This is a genomic window from Limnohabitans sp. TS-CS-82 (assembly GCF_002943475.1).
The window spans coordinates 355258-372614 of sequence record NZ_PTQX01000003.1 but is presented as its reverse complement, the minus strand read 5'-3'; the positions used below and the strand labels follow the sequence as shown (position 1 = coordinate 372614).

At 55.9% G+C, this 17357-nt stretch carries 22 protein-coding genes; 4 read left to right on the top strand and 18 right to left on the bottom strand.

The window, feature by feature from the left end:
• Nucleotides 1-2 precede the first annotated feature (2 nt).
• The 3 genes from hprK to hpf form a co-directional block, all read right to left on the bottom strand.
• Nucleotides 3-950, bottom strand: coding sequence for an HPr(Ser) kinase/phosphatase (gene hprK, locus C5F52_RS09515; RefSeq protein ID WP_104798105.1), 948 nt, complete (start codon nt 948-950; stop codon nt 3-5).
• Nucleotides 947-1411, bottom strand: a complete 465-nt coding sequence (locus C5F52_RS09510; protein WP_104798104.1) for a PTS sugar transporter subunit IIA — start codon at nt 1409-1411, stop codon at nt 947-949. The genes hprK and C5F52_RS09510 overlap by 4 nt, the downstream gene beginning before the upstream one ends.
• Nucleotides 1412-1510: 99 nt before the next feature.
• Nucleotides 1511-1840: a ribosome hibernation-promoting factor, HPF/YfiA family gene (gene hpf, locus C5F52_RS09505; RefSeq protein ID WP_104798103.1), complete on the bottom strand. Its 330-nt coding sequence runs from the start codon at nt 1838-1840 to the stop codon at nt 1511-1513.
• 279 nt (nt 1841-2119) lie between these two features.
• On the opposite strand from hpf, the gene corA reads away from it, so the two are divergent.
• The gene (gene corA / locus C5F52_RS09500; RefSeq protein WP_104798102.1) at nt 2120-3106 is read left to right on the top strand and encodes a magnesium/cobalt transporter CorA; all 987 of its coding nucleotides are present in this window, start codon (nt 2120-2122) and stop codon (nt 3104-3106) included.
• A 43-nt stretch (nt 3107-3149) separates the two neighbouring features.
• Here the strand turns inward: corA and C5F52_RS09495 are convergent, their stop codons facing one another.
• Genes C5F52_RS09495 through C5F52_RS09475 form a run of 5 tightly spaced genes read right to left on the bottom strand, consistent with a single transcriptional unit; the run spans nt 3150 to nt 8555 of the window.
• Nucleotides 3150-3911 carry a 5'-methylthioadenosine/adenosylhomocysteine nucleosidase gene (locus tag C5F52_RS09495; protein WP_104798101.1) on the bottom strand — a complete coding sequence of 254 codons (762 nt, stop codon included), beginning with the start codon at nt 3909-3911 and terminating at the stop codon, nt 3150-3152.
• Nucleotides 3908-5584, bottom strand: coding sequence for a long-chain-fatty-acid--CoA ligase (locus tag C5F52_RS09490; protein WP_104798100.1), 1677 nt, complete (start codon nt 5582-5584; stop codon nt 3908-3910). Before C5F52_RS09490 ends, C5F52_RS09495 begins: the two co-directional genes overlap by 4 nt.
• 2 nt (nt 5585-5586) lie before the next feature.
• A complete protein-coding gene (locus C5F52_RS09485; protein ID WP_104798188.1) occupies nt 5587-7071 on the bottom strand; it encodes an NAD(P)(+) transhydrogenase (Re/Si-specific) subunit beta in 1485 nt (494 codons plus the stop codon).
• 11 nt (nt 7072-7082) lie between these two features.
• On the bottom strand, nt 7083-7406 hold the full coding sequence (locus C5F52_RS09480; protein WP_104798099.1) for an NAD(P) transhydrogenase subunit alpha: 324 nt from the start codon (nt 7404-7406) through the stop codon (nt 7083-7085).
• A gap of 18 nt (nt 7407-7424) precedes the next feature.
• Complete coding sequence (locus C5F52_RS09475; RefSeq protein ID WP_104798098.1) at nt 7425-8555, bottom strand: Re/Si-specific NAD(P)(+) transhydrogenase subunit alpha; 1131 nt, start codon at nt 8553-8555, stop codon at nt 7425-7427.
• A gap of 102 nt (nt 8556-8657) precedes the next feature.
• Here C5F52_RS09475 and C5F52_RS09470 point away from each other — a divergent pair, with 102 nt between their 5' ends.
• Nucleotides 8658-9158, top strand: a complete 501-nt coding sequence (locus C5F52_RS09470) for an NUDIX hydrolase (protein WP_104798097.1) — start codon at nt 8658-8660, stop codon at nt 9156-9158.
• 7 nt (nt 9159-9165) lie between these two features.
• Nucleotides 9166-10293: a tRNA 2-thiouridine(34) synthase MnmA gene (mnmA, locus tag C5F52_RS09465; protein WP_104798096.1), complete on the top strand. Its 1128-nt coding sequence runs from the start codon at nt 9166-9168 to the stop codon at nt 10291-10293.
• A 23-nt stretch (nt 10294-10316) separates the two neighbouring features.
• On the opposite strand, the gene C5F52_RS09460 is transcribed toward mnmA, so the two are convergent.
• From C5F52_RS09460 to C5F52_RS09450, 3 genes are all read right to left on the bottom strand, one after another.
• Nucleotides 10317-10547 carry a hypothetical protein gene (locus tag C5F52_RS09460; RefSeq protein ID WP_104798187.1) on the bottom strand — a complete coding sequence of 77 codons (231 nt, stop codon included), beginning with the start codon at nt 10545-10547 and terminating at the stop codon, nt 10317-10319.
• Nucleotides 10548-10685: 138 nt separating this feature from the next.
• Nucleotides 10686-11465, bottom strand: coding sequence for a hypothetical protein (locus C5F52_RS09455; RefSeq protein ID WP_146100059.1), 780 nt, complete (start codon nt 11463-11465; stop codon nt 10686-10688).
• A gap of 10 nt (nt 11466-11475) precedes the next feature.
• Nucleotides 11476-11949: a J domain-containing protein gene (locus C5F52_RS09450; protein WP_104798094.1), complete on the bottom strand. Its 474-nt coding sequence runs from the start codon at nt 11947-11949 to the stop codon at nt 11476-11478.
• Nucleotides 11950-12144: 195 nt separating this feature from the next.
• On the opposite strand from C5F52_RS09450, the gene C5F52_RS09445 reads away from it, so the two are divergent.
• Complete coding sequence (locus C5F52_RS09445) at nt 12145-12630, top strand: DoxX family protein (protein ID WP_104798093.1); 486 nt, start codon at nt 12145-12147, stop codon at nt 12628-12630.
• Between the two features lie 168 nt (nt 12631-12798).
• Here the strand turns inward: C5F52_RS09445 and C5F52_RS09440 are convergent, their stop codons facing one another.
• The 7 genes from C5F52_RS09440 to C5F52_RS09410 all read right to left on the bottom strand — a co-directional run bounded on the left by C5F52_RS09440 (nt 12799) and on the right by C5F52_RS09410 (nt 17323).
• A complete protein-coding gene (locus C5F52_RS09440; RefSeq protein ID WP_104798092.1) occupies nt 12799-13371 on the bottom strand; it encodes a sigma-70 family RNA polymerase sigma factor in 573 nt (190 codons plus the stop codon).
• 15 nt (nt 13372-13386) lie between these two features.
• On the bottom strand, nt 13387-13668 hold the full coding sequence (locus C5F52_RS09435; RefSeq protein WP_236657799.1) for a putative DNA-binding domain-containing protein: 282 nt from the start codon (nt 13666-13668) through the stop codon (nt 13387-13389).
• A complete protein-coding gene (locus C5F52_RS09430) occupies nt 13635-14426 on the bottom strand; it encodes a DUF692 family multinuclear iron-containing protein (protein ID WP_236657798.1) in 792 nt (263 codons plus the stop codon). Before C5F52_RS09430 ends, C5F52_RS09435 begins: the two co-directional genes overlap by 34 nt.
• Nucleotides 14427-14433: 7 nt before the next feature.
• Nucleotides 14434-14616 carry a hypothetical protein gene (locus tag C5F52_RS09425; RefSeq protein WP_104798090.1) on the bottom strand — a complete coding sequence of 61 codons (183 nt, stop codon included), beginning with the start codon at nt 14614-14616 and terminating at the stop codon, nt 14434-14436.
• Nucleotides 14617-14781: 165 nt separating this feature from the next.
• Nucleotides 14782-15279: a single-stranded DNA-binding protein gene (gene ssb / locus C5F52_RS09420; protein ID WP_104798089.1), complete on the bottom strand. Its 498-nt coding sequence runs from the start codon at nt 15277-15279 to the stop codon at nt 14782-14784.
• A 27-nt stretch (nt 15280-15306) separates the two neighbouring features.
• The gene (locus tag C5F52_RS09415) at nt 15307-16494 is read right to left on the bottom strand and encodes an MFS transporter (protein WP_104798088.1); all 1188 of its coding nucleotides are present in this window, start codon (nt 16492-16494) and stop codon (nt 15307-15309) included.
• A 127-nt stretch (nt 16495-16621) separates the two neighbouring features.
• On the bottom strand, nt 16622-17323 hold the full coding sequence (locus C5F52_RS09410) for a glutathione S-transferase family protein (protein ID WP_104798185.1): 702 nt from the start codon (nt 17321-17323) through the stop codon (nt 16622-16624).
• Nucleotides 17324-17357: the final 34 nt, after the last annotated feature.

Genomic DNA, 17357 nt, shown 5'->3' with positions numbered 1-17357 from the left:
ACTTATCTTTGCGACATGGCACGTTGGTGCCTAGAAATAAATTCTTGGTACGTGTCAACACCGCGGAGTTGCAAGATGGTGTTGCGCACCGCGGCTTCCACCAACACCGCAATGTTGCGCCCAGCCACCACTTGAATCACCACCTTGCGCACAGGCACGCCCAAGACGTCTTGGGTCAGTGGCTCGTGGGGCAGGCGCTCGTAATCGCGCTCTAGCGTCTCTTTGCGGACCAAATGAACGATGAGCTTGAGACGCATTTTGCGACGCACCGCTGTTTCACCAAAAATGGCCCGAATGTCTAGCAAACCGATACCGCGCACTTCCAGCAAGTTTTGAATCAGCTCAGGGCAACGCCCTTCAATGGTGGTTTGGTTGATGCGAAACAAGTCAACCGCGTCGTCGGCCACCAAGCCGTTGCCGCGCGAAATGAGCTCCAAACCCAACTCGCTTTTGCCCAAACCTGACTCGCCTGTGATCATCACGCCCAAGCCCAAAATGTCCATGAACACGCCGTGCATGGAGGTGCGATCGGCAAAGTGCTTCGACAAATACGCGCGCAACACATCGATCACGAAAGCTGCAGACTCGGTGGTGGAGAAAAGCGGAATTTGTGCGCGCTCGCACATGGCAATCAGCTCAGGTGGCGCAACTTGGCCGTCTGCCAACACCAACACGGGCGGCTCCAAGGTCACGATGCGTGCAATGCGACGCGCACCATCAGCCGCAGAGCATTTGGAGATGTAGTTGACTTCGCGCTCGCCCAGCACTTGGGTTCGGTAAGGGTGAATGTAATTGAGGTAGCCCACCAAATCAGCGCCGGAACGCGCTGCGCGAACCGCAACCTCATCAAAATGACGCTCCGAAGCGCCTAAACCGGCCAGCCATTCCCAGCGCAAACTGCTGCGAAAGGCCTCAAACAACAGATCGGCACTGATGACGGTGGGTTTCAAATGGGCACCGAATTCCAGGTTGAAACGATGCGGTGCAATTCAGTCGCGTTGTCGCATGATTTGATTTTTTCGCGCAGGGCCGTATCGCTCAGCAACTCCGCGATTTCTGACAAGATTTCAAGATGCTTTTGCGTGGAGGCTTCAGGCACCAACAAAAAGATCAACAAATTGACGGGTTGTTCATCTGGGGCGTCAAAGCCAATGGGCTGCTGCAACTGAAACACCGCCGCCATGGGCGTCTTCAGACCTTTGATGCGTCCATGCGGGATGGCCACGCCGTGGCCTAAGCCCGTAGAGCCCAAACGCTCGCGCGCAAACAAACTGTCGGCCACCATCGCGCGGCTCAATCCGTGCAGGCCTTCAAACAAAAGACCCGCCTCTTCAAAAGCGCGTTTTTTACTGGTGACCTCAACTTGCACAAGAACTTGTGCGGGAGGCAGGATGGAAGCTAATCGATTCATGGTGTGAGCGCAGATTATGCACCCCTTGTGAGCCGCACTTAAAAACGCAAAAACCGCCAAAAAATTAGCGGTTTTTGCAGATTCAGGCGCCCAAAAAGGTCACATCAGACGCTTGGGGCTTTCGTGATGGTGCTTTTGGAGCTTGTCTTTGTGACGAACCACTTGGCGATCCAGTTTGTCAACCAAGTCATCCACAGCGGCGTACAAGTCTTCATGCGCACTCTCGGCAAACATGTCGTTGCCTTTCACATGGATGTTGCATTCGGCTTTTTGGCGACGTTCTTTTTCAGTCTGATTTTCGATGCTCAAGAGCACTTTCACATCCACGACTTGGTCAAAGTGTCGGGTGATTCGATCTAACTTACCTGTCACATAACTGCGCAATGCGGGCGTAACCTCAAGATGGTGACCACTGATCGTCAAGTTCATACAAAGCCTCCTAGAGTGAATTGGCAGTTTCACTATGCGCCTGCTATCAGGAAAAAACAATAGCTAGAACTCAAAGATTTCGTAAAAAGACCCTGCTGAAAACCCCTAGCCTAGGCGGCCTGAGTGCCATAATTCGGGTCACTTCAACAGCGGAGATCTCTCCTTGGAAACCTACCCTAGTCGGTAGCTTTCGGATCGCATCAGGCCCTCGTGCCGCTCGGATTCGAAAGCTGCATTTCACCTCCTTCGAATTTCGGTGCCACACGCACAAGGAACGCCATGCTCAATATTTTCACGCTGGCCAATGGCCGACTCTTCCAAGAAGAGATCGAGTCGCTGGAAGAACTCTCTAAATTCCAACCCATCTGGGTCGACCTCGAAGCCCCCACGGTCGAGGAAAAACGTTGGATCAAACAGTATTACGGCCTGTCCATCCCTGAGGATGCGATGGACGAAGACATCGAAGAATCAGCGCGCTTCTACCAAGAAGACAACGGCGAACTGCACATCCGCAGTGACTTTTTGATCGCCGACGAAGACGAACCGCGCACCGTCCGTGTGGCGTTCATCTTGAACCAAAACAACGACGCCCTGCGTAGCCGTGGCGTGCTGTTCTCCATCCATGATGAAGACGTGCCCGTGTTTCGCCTGCTGCGCATGCGCGCCCGCCGCGCGCCCGGCTTGATTGAAGACGCCAAAGAAGTGCTGCTCAAGCTTTTTGACGCGGATGCCGAATATTCCGCCGACACGCTCGAAGGCATTTACGACCAACTCGAAAAAGCCGGCAAATTGGTACTCTCCGAAGACGTGACCGACGCCTTGGCCGGGGATGTGCTGGGTGCCATCGCACGCCAAGAAGACTTGAATGGCCGCATCCGCCGCAACGTGATGGACACCCGACGCGCCGTGAGCTTCATGATGCGTTCGCGCATGCTCAATGCCGACCAGTTTGAAGAAGCGCGCCAAATTTTGCGCGACATCGAATCGCTGGACAACCACACCGCGTTCCTGTTCGACAAGATCAACTTCTTGATGGACGCCACGGTTGGTTTCATCAACATCAACCAAAACAAGATCATCAAGATCTTCTCGGTGGCCAGCGTTGCGTTGCTGCCACCTACGTTGATTGCCAGCATCTACGGCATGAACTTCCAGTACATGCCCGAGCTCAACAAAACCTGGGGCTATCCTTTTGCCTTGGCGTTGATGCTGGCCAGCGCCTTGGTGCCTATGTGGTATTTCCGCAAACGCGGTTGGCTGAAGTAAGCCGTCCAAGCCCGCGCAGCTGGGCCACTTAGCCCACCCTGCCTCACGACACAGGCAATTGCGCCAGCAAACGGTCCAACACGGCCACGCTGTAGCGGCTGGCAATGGTTTGGATGAAGCGGGGAAAGTCCACATACGCGGCATCGTCGGCACGGTCTGAGATGGTGCGCACAGCTGCCAAAGGCACGCCGTAATCGTGACAAACCTGCGCGATAGCGGCGCACTCCATCTCCACCGCTAACGCTTGTGGCAAACGCCGCTGCAGCTCAGCACTTTCGAGATCGGTCGACACAAACCGATCGCCACTGGCCACCAAGCCTTGATGAACCTGTGCGGCATCAAGCGGCAAGCCCAACCAGTCGCTGGGCGGCAAACTTTGCACCAAATCAGCCAAGGCCAAGGGCGCCACGGCCAACAAGGCGTCGCTCAAAGCAGCGTCCGACGGAAAGTAGGTCATACCGGTCAACGGCACTTCATGACGCGGGAACAGCGGCGACGCATCCATGTCGTGCTGCACGAACTCGCGCGCCACCACCACATCACCCACATTGACGTGCGGGGCCAAACCGCCCGCGACGCCGGTGAAGACCATGCGCGTCACACCAAATCGCTCAATCAAGGTTGTGGCCGTGGTGGCCGCTGCCACCTTACCGATGCGAGACAGCACGGCGACGACGTCATGCCCCTGCCAGTGCCCAACCCAAAACTCGCGACCTGCGACCACTGTTTTTTGTTCGTCGGGCATGCGTGCCAACACCGCAGCCAGCTCTTCGTGCATGGCGCTGATCAAGGCAAGTCGGGTCATTTTTGATCGCGCAGCTCGCGGCGCAAGACCTTACCCACCGGGGTTTTGGGCAAGTCCGCGCGAAACTCAATCACGCGAGGCAATTTGTAGCCTGTGAGGTTTTGTTTGCAGTACTCGCGCACATCGGCCTCGGTCAAAGCGGGGTCTTTCTTGACGACCACCAACTTCACCGCTTCGCCCGAGCGCTCATCAGGAATACCGATCACCGCGCACTCCAACACACCGGGCAAACTGGCCACCACGTCTTCCACTTCATTGGGGTAGACGTTGAAACCGCTGACCAAAATCATGTCTTTTTTGCGATCCACGATGCGGAAAAATCCACGCTCATCCATCACACCCACGTCGCCCGATTTGAAGAAGCCGTCTGGCGTCATGGCCCGTGCGGTTTCGTCGGGACGCTGCCAATAACCCGCCATCACTTGTGGACCGCGGATGACAATTTCACCCGGAACACCAGGCGCGACCTCGTGGCCATCGTCATCGATGATTTTCATCTCGGTGCTGGGAATCGGCACACCAATGCTGCCGGTGTACGTCGAACTGGTCACGGGGTTACAGCTGGCCGAAGGACTGGTTTCAGACAATCCATAACCTTCGCAAATCGGACAACCCGTCTTCTCCAGCCAAAGCTTCGCGACGGCGCCTTGCACCGCGGTCCCGCCTCCCAAAGACACCACCAAATGCGACCAATCCACCTTGGCGAAATCTGGGTGATTGGCCAAGCCATTGAACAAGGTATTGACCGCAGGAAACATGTGAAAGCGATGCTTGGACAGCTCCTTGAGCACCGCCGGTAAATCACGCGGATTGGGAATCAAGATGGAACAACCGCCCATGCGCATGGTCAGCATCATGTTGATGGTGAATGCGAAGATGTGATACAGCGGCAAAGCGCACACAAACGTGAGCTGCTCATGGGCAGGAACGCGTTTGAGCGCAGGATCATTCCACGCTGCGGACTGCAGCACATTGGCCACCAAATTGCGGTGCAACAACTCGGCGCCCTTGGACACACCCGTGGTGCCACCGGTGTACTGCAGCACCGCCAAATCGTCGCCGGTGATGGCGGGCAGAGTCAGCGTACTGCGCTCGCCTAACGACAAGGCTTCGTTGAAACGCACGGCCTCTGGTAACTCAAAAGCTGGCACCATCTTTTTGACGCGGCGCACCACTTGGTTGACCACAAAACCTTTGAGCAAGCCCAAACGGTCGCCCATGGCGCACAACACCACATGCTTCACGGGCGTTTTGGCAAGGCACTGCTGCAACGTCGCAGCAAAATTTTCCAAAATCACAATGGCTTTAGCGCCCGAGTTTTTGAGCTGCGCCTCTAACTCACGCGGGGTGTACAGCGGATTGATGTTGACCACCACAAACCCTGCGCGCAAGACCGCAGCCACGGCCACCGGATATTGCAAGACGTTGGGCAACATGATGGCCACACGGTCGCCCATCACCAACCCCAGCCCTTGCAGATACGCGGCAAACACTTGGCTCAACCGATCCAACTCGGCATAGGACATGTTGCGTCCCATGAAGTTAAACGCAGGCCGGTCGCCATAGCGCTTGAAACTGTCTTGCATCAACTCCACCAGCGAGACATAGGCGCTGGTATCAATGTCGGCTGGCACGCCTTCAGGGTAGGCACTCAGCCAGGGACGATTCATCATGCTTATTCCACAGCCTTGATCATGTCTTCCACCACTTTCTTCGCATCGCCAAAGACCATCATGGTCTTGTCCATGTAGAACAACTCATTGTCCAAACCGGCGTAACCCGCCGCCATGGAGCGTTTGTTGACGATGATGGTTTTGGCTTTGTAGGCTTCCAAAATTGGCATGCCATAAATGGCACTGCCCTTTTGCAAAGCCGCAGGGTTCACCACGTCGTTGGCGCCCAAGATGATGGCCACGTCGGCTTGCGCAAACTCACCGTTGATGTCTTCCATCTCGAACACTTGGTCGTAAGGCACTTCGGCTTCGGCCAGCAACACGTTCATGTGGCCAGGCATGCGGCCGGCCACGGGGTGAATGGCGTACTTCACGGTGATGCCTTTGTGCATCAACTTCTCCGCCAATTCATTCACCGCATGCTGCGCACGCGCCACCGCCAAGCCGTAACCAGGCACGATGACCACGGTCTCCGCGTTGGCCAAGATGTAAGCCGCGTCGTCGGCGCTGCCGCTCTTGACAGGACGTTGCTCTTGGGCACCCGCCACCGCCGTGGTGGCCTCGGCACCAAAGCCGCCCAAGATCACGCTGAAGAACGAGCGGTTCATGGCTTTGCACATGATGTAACTCAAGATCGCGCCCGAGCTACCCACCAACGAACCCGCAATGATCAACATGCTGTTGTTCAACGAGAAGCCAATGCCCGCCGCCGCCCAACCCGAATAGCTGTTGAGCATGGACACCACCACAGGCATGTCCGCACCACCAATCGGGATGATGATGAGCACACCCAACACAAACGACAACGCCAACATGGCAAAGAACGCCGTCCAACTCTCTGTCGCCACAAACATCAAGCCCAAGCCTAAGGTCGCCAAACCGAACACCAAGTTCAGCATGTGCTGACCGGCAAAGCTCACAGGCGCGCCTTGGAACAAACGGAATTTGTATTTACCCGACAACTTGCCAAACGCGATCACCGAGCCGCTGAAAGTGATGGCACCAATGGCAGCCCCCAAAAACAACTCCAAGCGATTGCCCGCAGGAATCGGGAAGCGTTGAACCATTTCCGTGATCACCAAGCCACTGGCGGTTTGCACACCCGCGGCCACTTCTTGCGGCGCGGCGGTGATGCCAAAAGCCCAAGGCTCAGCCACCGCGGCCACACCAATGAACACGGCAGCCAAACCAATCATGCTGTGCATGAAGGCCACCAATTCGGGCATCTTGGTCATCTCGACGCGTTGCGCCATCAAGGTGCCAGCGCCGCCGCCGACCACCAAGCCCAACAACACCCAGCTCATGCCAATCCCAGAGCCCGACAGTTTGATGATCAAAGCGGCCGTGGTGACGACGGCAATCGTCATACCCGCCATGCCAAACACGTTGCCGCGAATGGAGGTGGTGGGATGGCTCAAACCTTTGAGCGCTTGGATGAAACACACGCTGGCCACCAAGTACATCAAGGTGACCAAATTCATTGACACAAAGTCCATGTTCATGCTTTGTCTCCTGTCGCCGCTTTAGCCGGCTTGTCTTTTTTCTTGAACATTTCCAACATGCGTCGCGTGACCATGAAGCCACCGAACACGTTGACGGCAGCAAGCGTCACCGCCAGCACGCCCATGGTTTTACCCAGCGTGGTCTCGGTCATCGCAGCCGCCAACATGGCGCCCACAATCACAATGGCTGAAATCGCGTTGGTCACGGCCATCAAAGGCGTGTGCAATGCAGGCGTGACGGTCCACACCACGTGGTAACCCACGTAGATGGCCAACACAAAAATAATGAGGTTGATGAGGGTGGGGGAGACGGCATCCATGTTCTTAGGTCCTTGCGATCACTTTTTAACCACGGCGCCATCGCGGGTGACCAAGCAGGCCGCCACGATGTCGTCTTCCAGATCGATGTGCAACGCGCCTTCTTTGTTGATGACGAGCTTCAAAAAGTCGAGCACGTTGCGGGCATAGAGCGCGCTCGCGTCAGCGGCCACCAAGGCCGGTAAATTGGTTTCACCCACCAAAGTCACACCGTGCTTGATCACGGTTTTGCCAGCTTCAGTCAACGGGCAATTACCGCCCACGCCATCGGTGCCTTTACCGGCCGCAATGTCAATGATCACCGAGCCCGGTTTCATGGCTTGCACCATCTCTGCGGTCACCAGCACGGGGGCGGCGCGACCGGGAATCAAAGCGGTGGTGATGACCACATCGGCCTGCGCCACGCGTTTGGCCACTTCCACCTTTTGGCGGTCCAGCCAGCTTTGCGGCATCGGGCGGGCATAGCCGCCCACGCCTTCAGCCGCTTCTTTTTCTTCGGCTGTCTCAAAAGGCACGTCGATGAACTTGCCGCCCAGCGACTCCACTTGTTCTTTCACGCTGGGGCGCACGTCGGTGGCTTCAATCACCGCGCCCAAACGCTTGGCCGTTGCAATGGCCTGCAAACCCGCCACGCCCACGCCCAAAATCACCACGCGAGCTGCTTTGACGGTGCCCGCTGCGGTCATCAACATGGGGAAAAAGCGTTGGTACTTGTCTGCGGCCAACATGACGGCTTTGTAGCCCGCGATGTTGGCTTGGCTTGACAGCACGTCCATGCTCTGCGCGCGGGTGGTGCGAGGCGCAGCCTCCAGCGCGAAGCCGACAGCACCAGCAGATGCCAAACGCTGCAGGCCCTCTGCGTTGAACGGCTCCAACATGCCCACCACAGCGCTGCCTGATTGGATGCAGGTCGCTTCTGCCGCTTCGGGCACGCGAACCTTGAGCACCAACTCCGACGCCCACGCTTGTGCAGCATCGACGATGGACACACCCACAGCCGCATAGGCCTCGTCGGTGATGCTTGCCGCAACACCTGCGCCCGACTGCACGCGCACGGCGTGGCCTTGCGCAATCAATTTTTTAGCCGTCTCCGGCGTGATCGCCACACGGGTTTCACCGGCCGATATTTCGGCAGGAACGCCAATCTGCATGGAAGGCTCCTAATAGAAAAGTTCGTCTCTGTCAGACCGAAGAAAGGTTACACCAGAATTCACATATTCTTGAGACGGACTTACCCGAAAGATAATGATGAAATGAACAAACGTTGGAAACCCAGCGTCACCGTTGCCGCCATCATTGAACGCGACGGACGCTACCTGCTCATCGAAGAACACACGCCCGAAGGCCTGCGACTGAACAACCCCGCGGGTCACCTCGACCCCGGGGAGTCACCTGAGGTCGGTTGCGCCCGCGAAGCCTTTGAAGAAACCACACACACCTTTGCCCCCACCGAGCTGGTCGGCATCTACATGTCACGCCTTGAGCGCCCCGCCCGCGAAGGACGTGCGGCGGAAGACGTGACGTATCTGCGCTTCGCCTATTGCGGCATCTTGGGCGACGCCGTGCCAGAGGCCAAGCTGGACCACGGCATTGTTCGCACCTTGTGGATGACCACCGACGAGGTGCGCGCCAACGCACATCGACTGCGCAGCGCCTTGGTGCTGCGCTGCATCGAAGACCACCAAAATGGCCAACGTTTTCCGCTGGGCATGGTCTACACCGACCCGAGCGTCGCTCGTCCCGCAAAGGGATAATTGGCCCATGGCAAACAACAAACGTGTGGTGGTGGGACTCAGCGGCGGCGTGGACTCTGCGGTCACCGCCTACCTGCTCAAACAGCAGGGCTATGAGGTCATTGGCATCTTCATGAAAAACTGGGAGGACGATGACGACTCCGAGTTTTGCTCCTCCAACATCGATTTCGTCGACGCAGCCGCCGTGGCTGACGTGATTGGCATTGAGATCGAACACGTCAACTTCGCCGCCGAGTACAAAGACCGCGTGTTTGCCGAGTTTTTGCGCGAATACCAAAGCGGCCGCACGCCCAACCCCGACATTTTGTGCAACGCCGAAATCAAATTCAAAGCGTTCCTTGACCATGCCATGCGCTTGGGCGCTGAAAAAATCGCCACGGGCCACTACGCCCGCGTGCGCGAAGTGAATGGCGAATTTCAACTGCTCAAAGGTTTAGACGCCAGCAAAGATCAAAGCTACTTTTTGCATCGACTGAACCAAGCGCAACTGTCTAAAACCATGTTCCCCGTGGGCGAGTTGCACAAAACCGAAGTGCGCCGCATCGCCGACGAGATCGGGTTACCCAACGCCAAGAAAAAAGACTCGACGGGCATTTGTTTCATCGGTGAACGTCCGTTCCGTGACTTCTTGAACCGCTACATCGCGAACGCACCAGGCCCCATCAAAGACGAGCGCGGCCGCAAGATCGGCAACCATGTGGGCTTGAGTTTTTATACGCTGGGGCAACGTCAAGGCTTAGGCATTGGTGGCCTCAAAGAAAAGGGCGCGCAGCGCGGGGGTGGCGAACACCAGCCGTGGTTTGTCGCACGCAAAGACTTGGCCACCAACACCTTGTACGTGGTGCAAGGCCACGACCACCCGTGGTTGCTTTATGGCTCGCTCCAGGCGGACGACTTGAGTTGGTGTGCGCCACATCAACCAGCCCCCGGCCGCTATGCAGCCAAAACGCGCTACCGTCAAACGGACGCGCCTTGCGCACTGAGTTACAACGAAAAAGGCGAGCTGGTGCTCGCCTTTGATGATCCTCAATGGGCCGTCACACCGGGCCAGTCGGCTGTGTTGTATGACGGTGATGTTTGTTTGGGTGGCGGGGTGATTGCCAACGCTGCAGCGCTGAGCACAACACCCGCCTGAGCGGCCACTAAGCCGCCTCGCGCTTACTTTGCAGCGTCTGCTTTAGTAGGCGCAGCGACTTCAGCTTTCTTCGCCTCGTGCTTGGCCTTAGCGCGTTGCTTGCCTTCGGCCTTCACGGCAGGTGCGGCCTCTGCTTTAACAGCAGCGGAGGCAGGTGTCGCGGGCGTGGCTGGTGTCGCAGGAGCCGCAGGTGTCACAGCAAAAGCTGCAGCAGAAAATGCACCAACGATCAAAGTGGCAATCAGCTTGTTCATAAAAGTTTCCTTTAGGTTGTTGAACAACTCCAAGTTGGAGTGCACCTTCAACGAGCCCCGAATGACAAATGTTGACCTGAATATTTAATTATTTGCGTCAACGTTTTGCACAACTTCGCCGTTACGCGCGCTTTGACATCACATCCGTTGCGACCAGTGACCTTGGCATTTAGGGCAGGTGATCTCGATGTGGCGAAAGTAATTGCCTCTGCATTTTTGGCTGCAATGCGGGCAACGCACAATGACTTTGTCGTTCAGCACTTGGGGCGTTTCAATCGCATCTGCGCGCACAAAAAGCGGCGCCCTCAAATCGTAGTGGTTCGATTTTTTGAAATGAATTTGAACACCTGAAACCTGCGCATCCACATGGGCCAAGTCCGCCGTTTCAATGAAGATGCTGGACAACTTATCGCCCAAGCCATCCACCGACTTGTACCAACGCGGCTGAGGCAAGGTGTCAATCAACGCCAAGCCCGCTTTGTTAGGCACCACCTTGTCAGCATGCGGCACCACAAAACGCGACTGCTCCATCAGCAACTTCACGGCATATTGCGAATGGCTTTGGTAGGCGTAAAAGTAATGGCCAAAATACAAACAAGCATCCAAAGCGTTGTCGAACGAATACCACTTGAGCACCAACAAGCGAAGCGTGTTGACCACCGTTTTCGTGTCTTCATTGACGGAGAACAGACGCTCATTGGTGCCTGCAATCAGCACCAAGCGCAACGCCGTCTCAAACCCCAAATCTTGACGCACCCCCTGCGGGTGACCAAACATATTCTTTTGCGCAATACTGCGCTGCGCAATCGCCATCGTTCTGAAAAACTCTGGCATGGCCGCATTCACTTGAGGCAATGTGTCTCGAAATAATTTCGCCTGTTGGGCGTCAGATCTGAGGTGCTCAAATGGGTACGGCATGGCGTGTCACCTAATCTTTGCTGAGATGGGCCACCAACTCAGATTTGATGGTTTCAAAATCAATCGGTTGCGTGGCGCCATCGCGAATCAACGAATACGTGTTGATCCAGCCGTGATGAATGCGGATTCGGCAGTCAAACGCTTTTTCAAACAAATCAATGACCTGAATTTCATCCAACGAGTTTTTGTCGAGCTGGGTTATCAAGGCCTGAGCCTCTTTCGACTTGACCGTGGCAGGTTTACTTTCAACAGAGACCTTCTTCGCGGTCAGCGATGCCCGCAAATCATCATAAATTTTGCGCAGCGTCGGGTTGCCAATGACTGCATACGCTTCGTTCAACACCGCCATCTTGGCCGTGTTTTCGACCTTGTTGGAAAGGTGCCGGTCCGGGTGGTACTTTTGCGCCAAAGCCTTGTACGCAGCTTTGATCACCACCTCTTCTGCATCGTGCAGCAGACCCAATGATTTGTAGTGGTTTTTCATTCCGCAGTAACTGAAATAGATCGTTTATATGTATTGAAAGGCAGCCTCCTAGGCAACAGCGATTCGAGGAGGTTCACCCTATCGTATCTCAGTGATTTCAAGGCTTCAAAAATGAAAAGCCGTGCATTTCATTGTCAGGTTTTCCAAGCGGCGTACGACCCAGTGTGATCTTCACTTTGCATTGAAAGGCTCACGATGTTTGAACGCTTTTTTTCTTGTCAACGCACCATCGGTGCCTACGTAGAGGGCTTAGGCCTACTCGCCTTGCGGCTCTGGGCGGGCTATGAGTTTTTGATGGCGGGCCTCATCAAACTGCAAGACCTCACACAGCCCGAATGGTTTGTCAGTCTGACGTTTCCATTCCCTCACACGCTCTTGAGCGCTCATGCCAATTGGGTTGCCGCAGGCGTGCTTGAATCGGTGTTGGGCACCACCTTATTGCTGGGCTTGTTCAGCCGCTGGTCCAGCGCGGCGTTGCTCTACGTCACCTACGTGGCGGTGTACACCGTGCACTTCGATTTAGGCTGGCAAGGTTGGAACCAAATCGATACCGAACAAGGCCTGGGTTTCAAGGTGCCGTTGATGTTGGCCTTGATGTTGTGGACGGTGTTGACGCAAGGCGCCGGACGTTTCTCGTTAGACCATCTGCGTCACACACGCCGCGGTCATTTGCTGCCTTGATCCTCCAACAAATTGGCTTTGAACTGCGTCAGATAACGACTGAGCAGTTCATCGTTATGGCGAAACGTGCGGCAAGCGCCACAGATCCAAACGTGGCTCAGGGTCATGGTTTTTTTGACCTGCCCCATCTCGTTGATCTGCCCCGAAGACTGAAGAAAAACAAAATCTTTACACCGCATGTGACGCCCCTTCAAACCAACGTTTTCCCAAACACACCTGAATGCTCTTTCGTGCGCGACTCATGCACTGCCAATACAAATCTTTGGTCACCCCCAAATGCGCGCAGATCTCTGTTGCGTCCATGTCCATCAACTCTTTCATGCTGAACACCACCGCCATTTTTTCGGGCAGGCCATTCAAACAAAGATCCAAGACCTCTAAAAACTGTCGCGTCACCAACGCCCCCTCTGGCTCGGCCCAGCGCGACATGTGCTCTTGTGGTTCCCATCGACCTTTGTCGGTGAACCACACATCAAAGTCGTCATCCCCCAGGCCTGGGCTATCCCACTTGTCACGGTATCGACCGCGCAATTTATCAGCCACTTTGTTCTTCAAGATTCCAAACAAATAGGTTTTCAAACTCGCCCGTCCATCAAACTGCCCAGGCTTGGCCCAGTAGGCCAACAGGGTGTCTTGCACGCAGTCTTCGGCATCTTCTGAATGGCTCAGATGCAAGCGCGCAAACTTCAGCATGGGCCCTCGCAAACTTGCCAACACCGTTTCATCAACATCTAAGGGCATGCAAAAAATCTCTCATCATGGGGTGTCTTGGCGCAGTGCGTTGGCCAAATAGGATTCAAAATTGTTGGTAAGTTCGGCATAAAAATGTGACCTCCAACGCGTCTGGGCAATGAAATCTTGCAACAGCAAACGCCAATCATCGTCGTTCAAAGCCGCTTTCAACGCCGGGTATGACGCCGCCATCATTTGCGAGGCCGCCAAATACACATGGTGACGATACACCGCCATGCCTTGGCGGCTGTAACCCTCTGGCACCACATCGGTCAAGCCACGGACGTAGTCAAAGAACGAAGACACAGCATCTCCTGATTGAGGGTGGCCACATCGGGCACATCGTTGTCCCATTCCAGCAGCACATCCAAACTGTGCTGCTCCGCCAAAGCCATGGCCCATTGCGCAGTTTGTGCGTCCACACCCGCACTGTGGGTGTCGATGAACATCTCAAAACGTGGATCAAATTCATGACCCGCCACATGCAGGTAACTGACTTTCGACACATCAATGCGCGACACATACGTGCACGGCGACTCCCATCGGTGGTTCTTCCAATTCACCACCACATTGTTGAGATCTAACAAAATTCGGCAGCCTGCAAGTTGCACCACCGTTTGCAAAAACTCCGACTCTTGCAACTCCCCCACATTCGTGTAGTACGTGCTGTTTTCCACCGCCATGGCAAACCCCAGCGTGTCTTGCACGCGTTGAATCCGATCCGCCACACGGCGTGCCTGCGCGTGCGTGAAGGGAATGGGGAATAAATCGTAAAGTTGGTGCGCGTCACCACTGGCGGCCAAGTGGTCCGAATAAAACGACGTACCCAACTCGCGCATGAGCGTGCGAACTTGAAGCAAAAAATCGCGTGAGATTTCGCTGTCCCCGCCCAAGTTCAGAGACACGCCATGCAGCCTGATCTCGCGCCCCGTTTGCAATATCTCATGCAAACGAGCGCGATCTCGGTGTATCCAGTTTTCTGGGCACACCTCAAAAAAACTGGCCGACAGAGATGACAAGCTCCAGTCCGTCATCTCTCGACGGTAGCCAAGCCCGACAGACACAGGCGACTTACTTCTTAGAGCAACTGGCTTCTTTTTTGGAGCAGCTGGCCTCTTTGTCCATTTTTTGAGTCGCCTCTTTTTTCGAGCACGATCCAGCGCCACATTTTTGATCTTTCGCCGTTTGCGCCATGGCAGCGCCAGCCACGACCACAGAGGCCAAAGCGATGATGGATTTGAGTTTCACGTTCATAAGATCTCCTAACAATTCACAAGGTTGTGCAGCCGCTGAAATGAAGCTACTGATGACCTAGTCGTGCAAAGAGACAAAACCTGACACCCATCAAGAAAAAAACCAGCAAATCGATGATTTGCTGGTTGTTTCAAAGGCTTGGTCGCTGCCAAGTTTTCAAATGGTTCAAAACGGAATGTCGTCGTCCATGTCGTCAAACCCACCGCGTGCAGGCGCGGGCGCTGGGGCTTGACGTTGTGGCGCAGGCGCGGCTTGGCGAGGTGCCGCAGGACGGCTGTAGCCGCCGCCTTCGTCGCCACCGCCACCACCGGGGTTGCCCATGCCTTCACGGCCACCCAAGAGTTGCAGTTCAGTGGCAATGATGTCCACGGTGTTCTTTTCTACGCCGGTGGTTTTGTCGGTGTAGACGCCGTATTTCAAGCGGCCTTCCACGTAAATGGGGCGGCCTTTTTTGACGTATTCGCCAGCGATTTCGGCCAAGCGGTCATAAAACGTGACGCGGTGCCACTGGGTGTCTTCAATCATCTCGCCGCTGTTTTTGTCTTTGCGGCGGCTCGATGTCGCCACGCTCACGTTGGCCACGGCTTGGCCGCTGGGCAGGTAGCGCACTTCGGGGTCGCGGCCGCAGTTGCCGACGAGAATCACTTTATTAACGGATGCCATGGGTAAATTCCTCCAGATAGGGGCTAATTATGCGTTCTTGGGGGTGGTCACTGGGCGGGCGGGCGCGACCATCGGCCACGCTACCACCAGCCACACCAGCATCAAGGCGGCACAAGTCAAAAACAAACCTTGCGTGCCATAGTTCTTCACGAGCTGACCGCCCATCAAGCCACCGGCAAAAAATCCCAGCGACTGCAGGGTGTTGTACACGCCCATGGCCGCGCCGCGGGACGCAGCGGGCGCCAAACGCGAGACCAAGCTGGGCTGCGTGGCTTCCAACACGTTGAAGCCACAGAAAAACACAAACAGCAACACCGCCAAAGATGTGATCGACGGCGCACCCGACGACACCCACAGCAACGCCGCCTGCACCAACGCAATCAAGGCAATAGCGCTCAAAAACACAGCCCGCAAATAGCCGCGACGCTCCATCGGGAACACGCCGCCCATCACCACAAACGAGGCCAACACGGCGGGCAGGTAAATTTTCCAATGGTCATCTTTGAGCAAACCCGCTTGCACCAAAAAGGCCGGAATGGCGACCCACATGGCCAATTGCACGGCGTGCAGCACAAACACGCCCACGTTCAAACGCAGCAACGCAGGGTTGCTTAAAACTTGGCGCAACCCGCCGCGCGCCGCATCTTTGTGCAACACGGGTTCCGCGGGCACCGCCCAAATCACCACGGCCACACCGGCCAGCGCCAGCACAGCGGTCAACACAAACAAGCCCGACAAACCGATCCAGCCTGCCAACAAGGGCGACAGCACCAGCGACAGCGCGAACATCAAACCAATGCTGGCCCCCACCAAAGCCATGGCCTTGGTGCGCACGTTGTCACGGGTCAAATCGGCCAGCAAAGCAGTCACAGCAGCCGACACAGCGCCAGCGCCTTGCACGGCACGCCCCACCAACAACTGGCTCAAGGTGTCGGCCATGCCCGCCATGGCGCTACCTAAGACAAACACCAGCAGGCCCAGCACGATCACGCGCTTGCGCCCAAAGCGGTCCGAAGCGATGCCAAACGGAATTTGCAACACACCCTGCGTGAGGCCGTAAATGCCCATCGCCAAGCCAATCAAGGCCGGGTCGTCACCGCCGGGGTACTTGCGGGCTTCCAAGGCAAACACTGGCAAGACCAAAAACAGGCCCAGCATGCGCAGAGCGAAGATAGACGCGAGCGAGCCACTGGCACGACGCTCAATGGGCGTCATCGTGGGGCTGTCGTCTAAAGAGGGGTCGGGGGTTAAGTTCATCGTCACAGGGGGAATTGTCCTGCATTTGGGCTTACCGATTCCCAAGCTAATTTGCCGCCAATACGGTCGTCAGCGGCTGATCAACTCACGCGAAGAAACGGTTTTCCACGCGCTGGGCATAGGCCACAAGGTTCTTGTGTGATTTGGACCTTGCCAATAACGGTGTATCAAAGTGCTCGCACATGCCAGCATAAACAAAGGCTCCCACACTTGCATCGGCTGCACAAGGCGATGCGCCGCCCAGCCAATCATCATCACCCAAAACCTGCGCCAGCGCATCAATATCGCGGCAAGCCAACTGCGTGATTTCTGCCTCGGTATGTCGCCCGAGTCCTTGAGCATGCAACATTTTGCGAGTCTTGTTTCGCATGGCTGCACGAACCAACGGGCGAATCAACGCAGGCGCTTTGTTGAAGAAAGTGGCAGGGCCTTTGTTGAAGTTCTCATCCACCATCCAGCGGAAATACACGGCAGCGAAATACAGATGCTCTTCACACATTTTTTCAACAGCCCACACCACGCCCTTTTGCTGCGGCGTCAAATGCACGTCGAAATCAAGCCCGTACTTTTGCTCAAGATGAAAACGAATCAAAGTTGAATCGGCAACCGTCACGCCGTCGTCCACAAGGAAGGGGCGCTTGCCTTTGGGGCCAAGGTTGGGGCCGCCCGCAAACACGTCTGTCGTGTAGGGCTGGCCTGACAAATTCAGCAACGCTATGGCCTTCATGACGAAGGGGCTGGGGTCGGGTTGGCCAAAGGCCGGGCCGAATGTGTGCAAAGTGATCACCGGCACTCCTGATTCTGGGGTTAACAATAGCTTC

Bases quoted from the DNA above. Each gene is read 5' to 3' on its own strand.
- C5F52_RS09480 (WP_104798099.1), bottom strand. From the start codon at position 7,406: ATGGATGCCGTCTCCCCCACCCTCATCAACCTCATTATTTTTGTGTTG.
- C5F52_RS09510 (WP_104798104.1), bottom strand. From the start codon at position 1,411: ATGAATCGATTAGCTTCCATCCTGCCTCCCGCACAAGTTCTTGTGCAA.
- C5F52_RS09440 (WP_104798092.1), bottom strand. From the start codon at position 13,371: ATGCCCTTAGATGTTGATGAAACGGTGTTGGCAAGTTTGCGAGGGCCC.
- corA (WP_104798102.1), top strand. From the start codon at position 2,120: ATGCTCAATATTTTCACGCTGGCCAATGGCCGACTCTTCCAAGAAGAG.
- C5F52_RS09450 (WP_104798094.1), bottom strand. From the start codon at position 11,949: ATGAAAAACCACTACAAATCATTGGGTCTGCTGCACGATGCAGAAGAG.
- ssb (WP_104798089.1), bottom strand. From the start codon at position 15,279: ATGGCATCCGTTAATAAAGTGATTCTCGTCGGCAACTGCGGCCGCGAC.
- C5F52_RS09415 (WP_104798088.1), bottom strand. From the start codon at position 16,494: ATGACGCCCATTGAGCGTCGTGCCAGTGGCTCGCTCGCGTCTATCTTC.
- C5F52_RS09470 (WP_104798097.1), top strand. From the start codon at position 8,658: ATGAACAAACGTTGGAAACCCAGCGTCACCGTTGCCGCCATCATTGAA.
- C5F52_RS09475 (WP_104798098.1), bottom strand. From the start codon at position 8,555: ATGCAGATTGGCGTTCCTGCCGAAATATCGGCCGGTGAAACCCGTGTG.
- C5F52_RS09495 (WP_104798101.1), bottom strand. From the start codon at position 3,911: ATGACCCGACTTGCCTTGATCAGCGCCATGCACGAAGAGCTGGCTGCG.
- C5F52_RS09445 (WP_104798093.1), top strand. From the start codon at position 12,145: ATGTTTGAACGCTTTTTTTCTTGTCAACGCACCATCGGTGCCTACGTA.
- C5F52_RS09490 (WP_104798100.1), bottom strand. From the start codon at position 5,584: ATGATGAATCGTCCCTGGCTGAGTGCCTACCCTGAAGGCGTGCCAGCC.
- C5F52_RS09460 (WP_104798187.1), bottom strand. From the start codon at position 10,547: ATGAACAAGCTGATTGCCACTTTGATCGTTGGTGCATTTTCTGCTGCA.
- C5F52_RS09455 (WP_146100059.1), bottom strand. From the start codon at position 11,465: ATGCCGTACCCATTTGAGCACCTCAGATCTGACGCCCAACAGGCGAAA.
- hpf (WP_104798103.1), bottom strand. From the start codon at position 1,840: ATGAACTTGACGATCAGTGGTCACCATCTTGAGGTTACGCCCGCATTG.
- mnmA (WP_104798096.1), top strand. From the start codon at position 9,166: ATGGCAAACAACAAACGTGTGGTGGTGGGACTCAGCGGCGGCGTGGAC.
- C5F52_RS09425 (WP_104798090.1), bottom strand. From the start codon at position 14,616: ATGAACGTGAAACTCAAATCCATCATCGCTTTGGCCTCTGTGGTCGTG.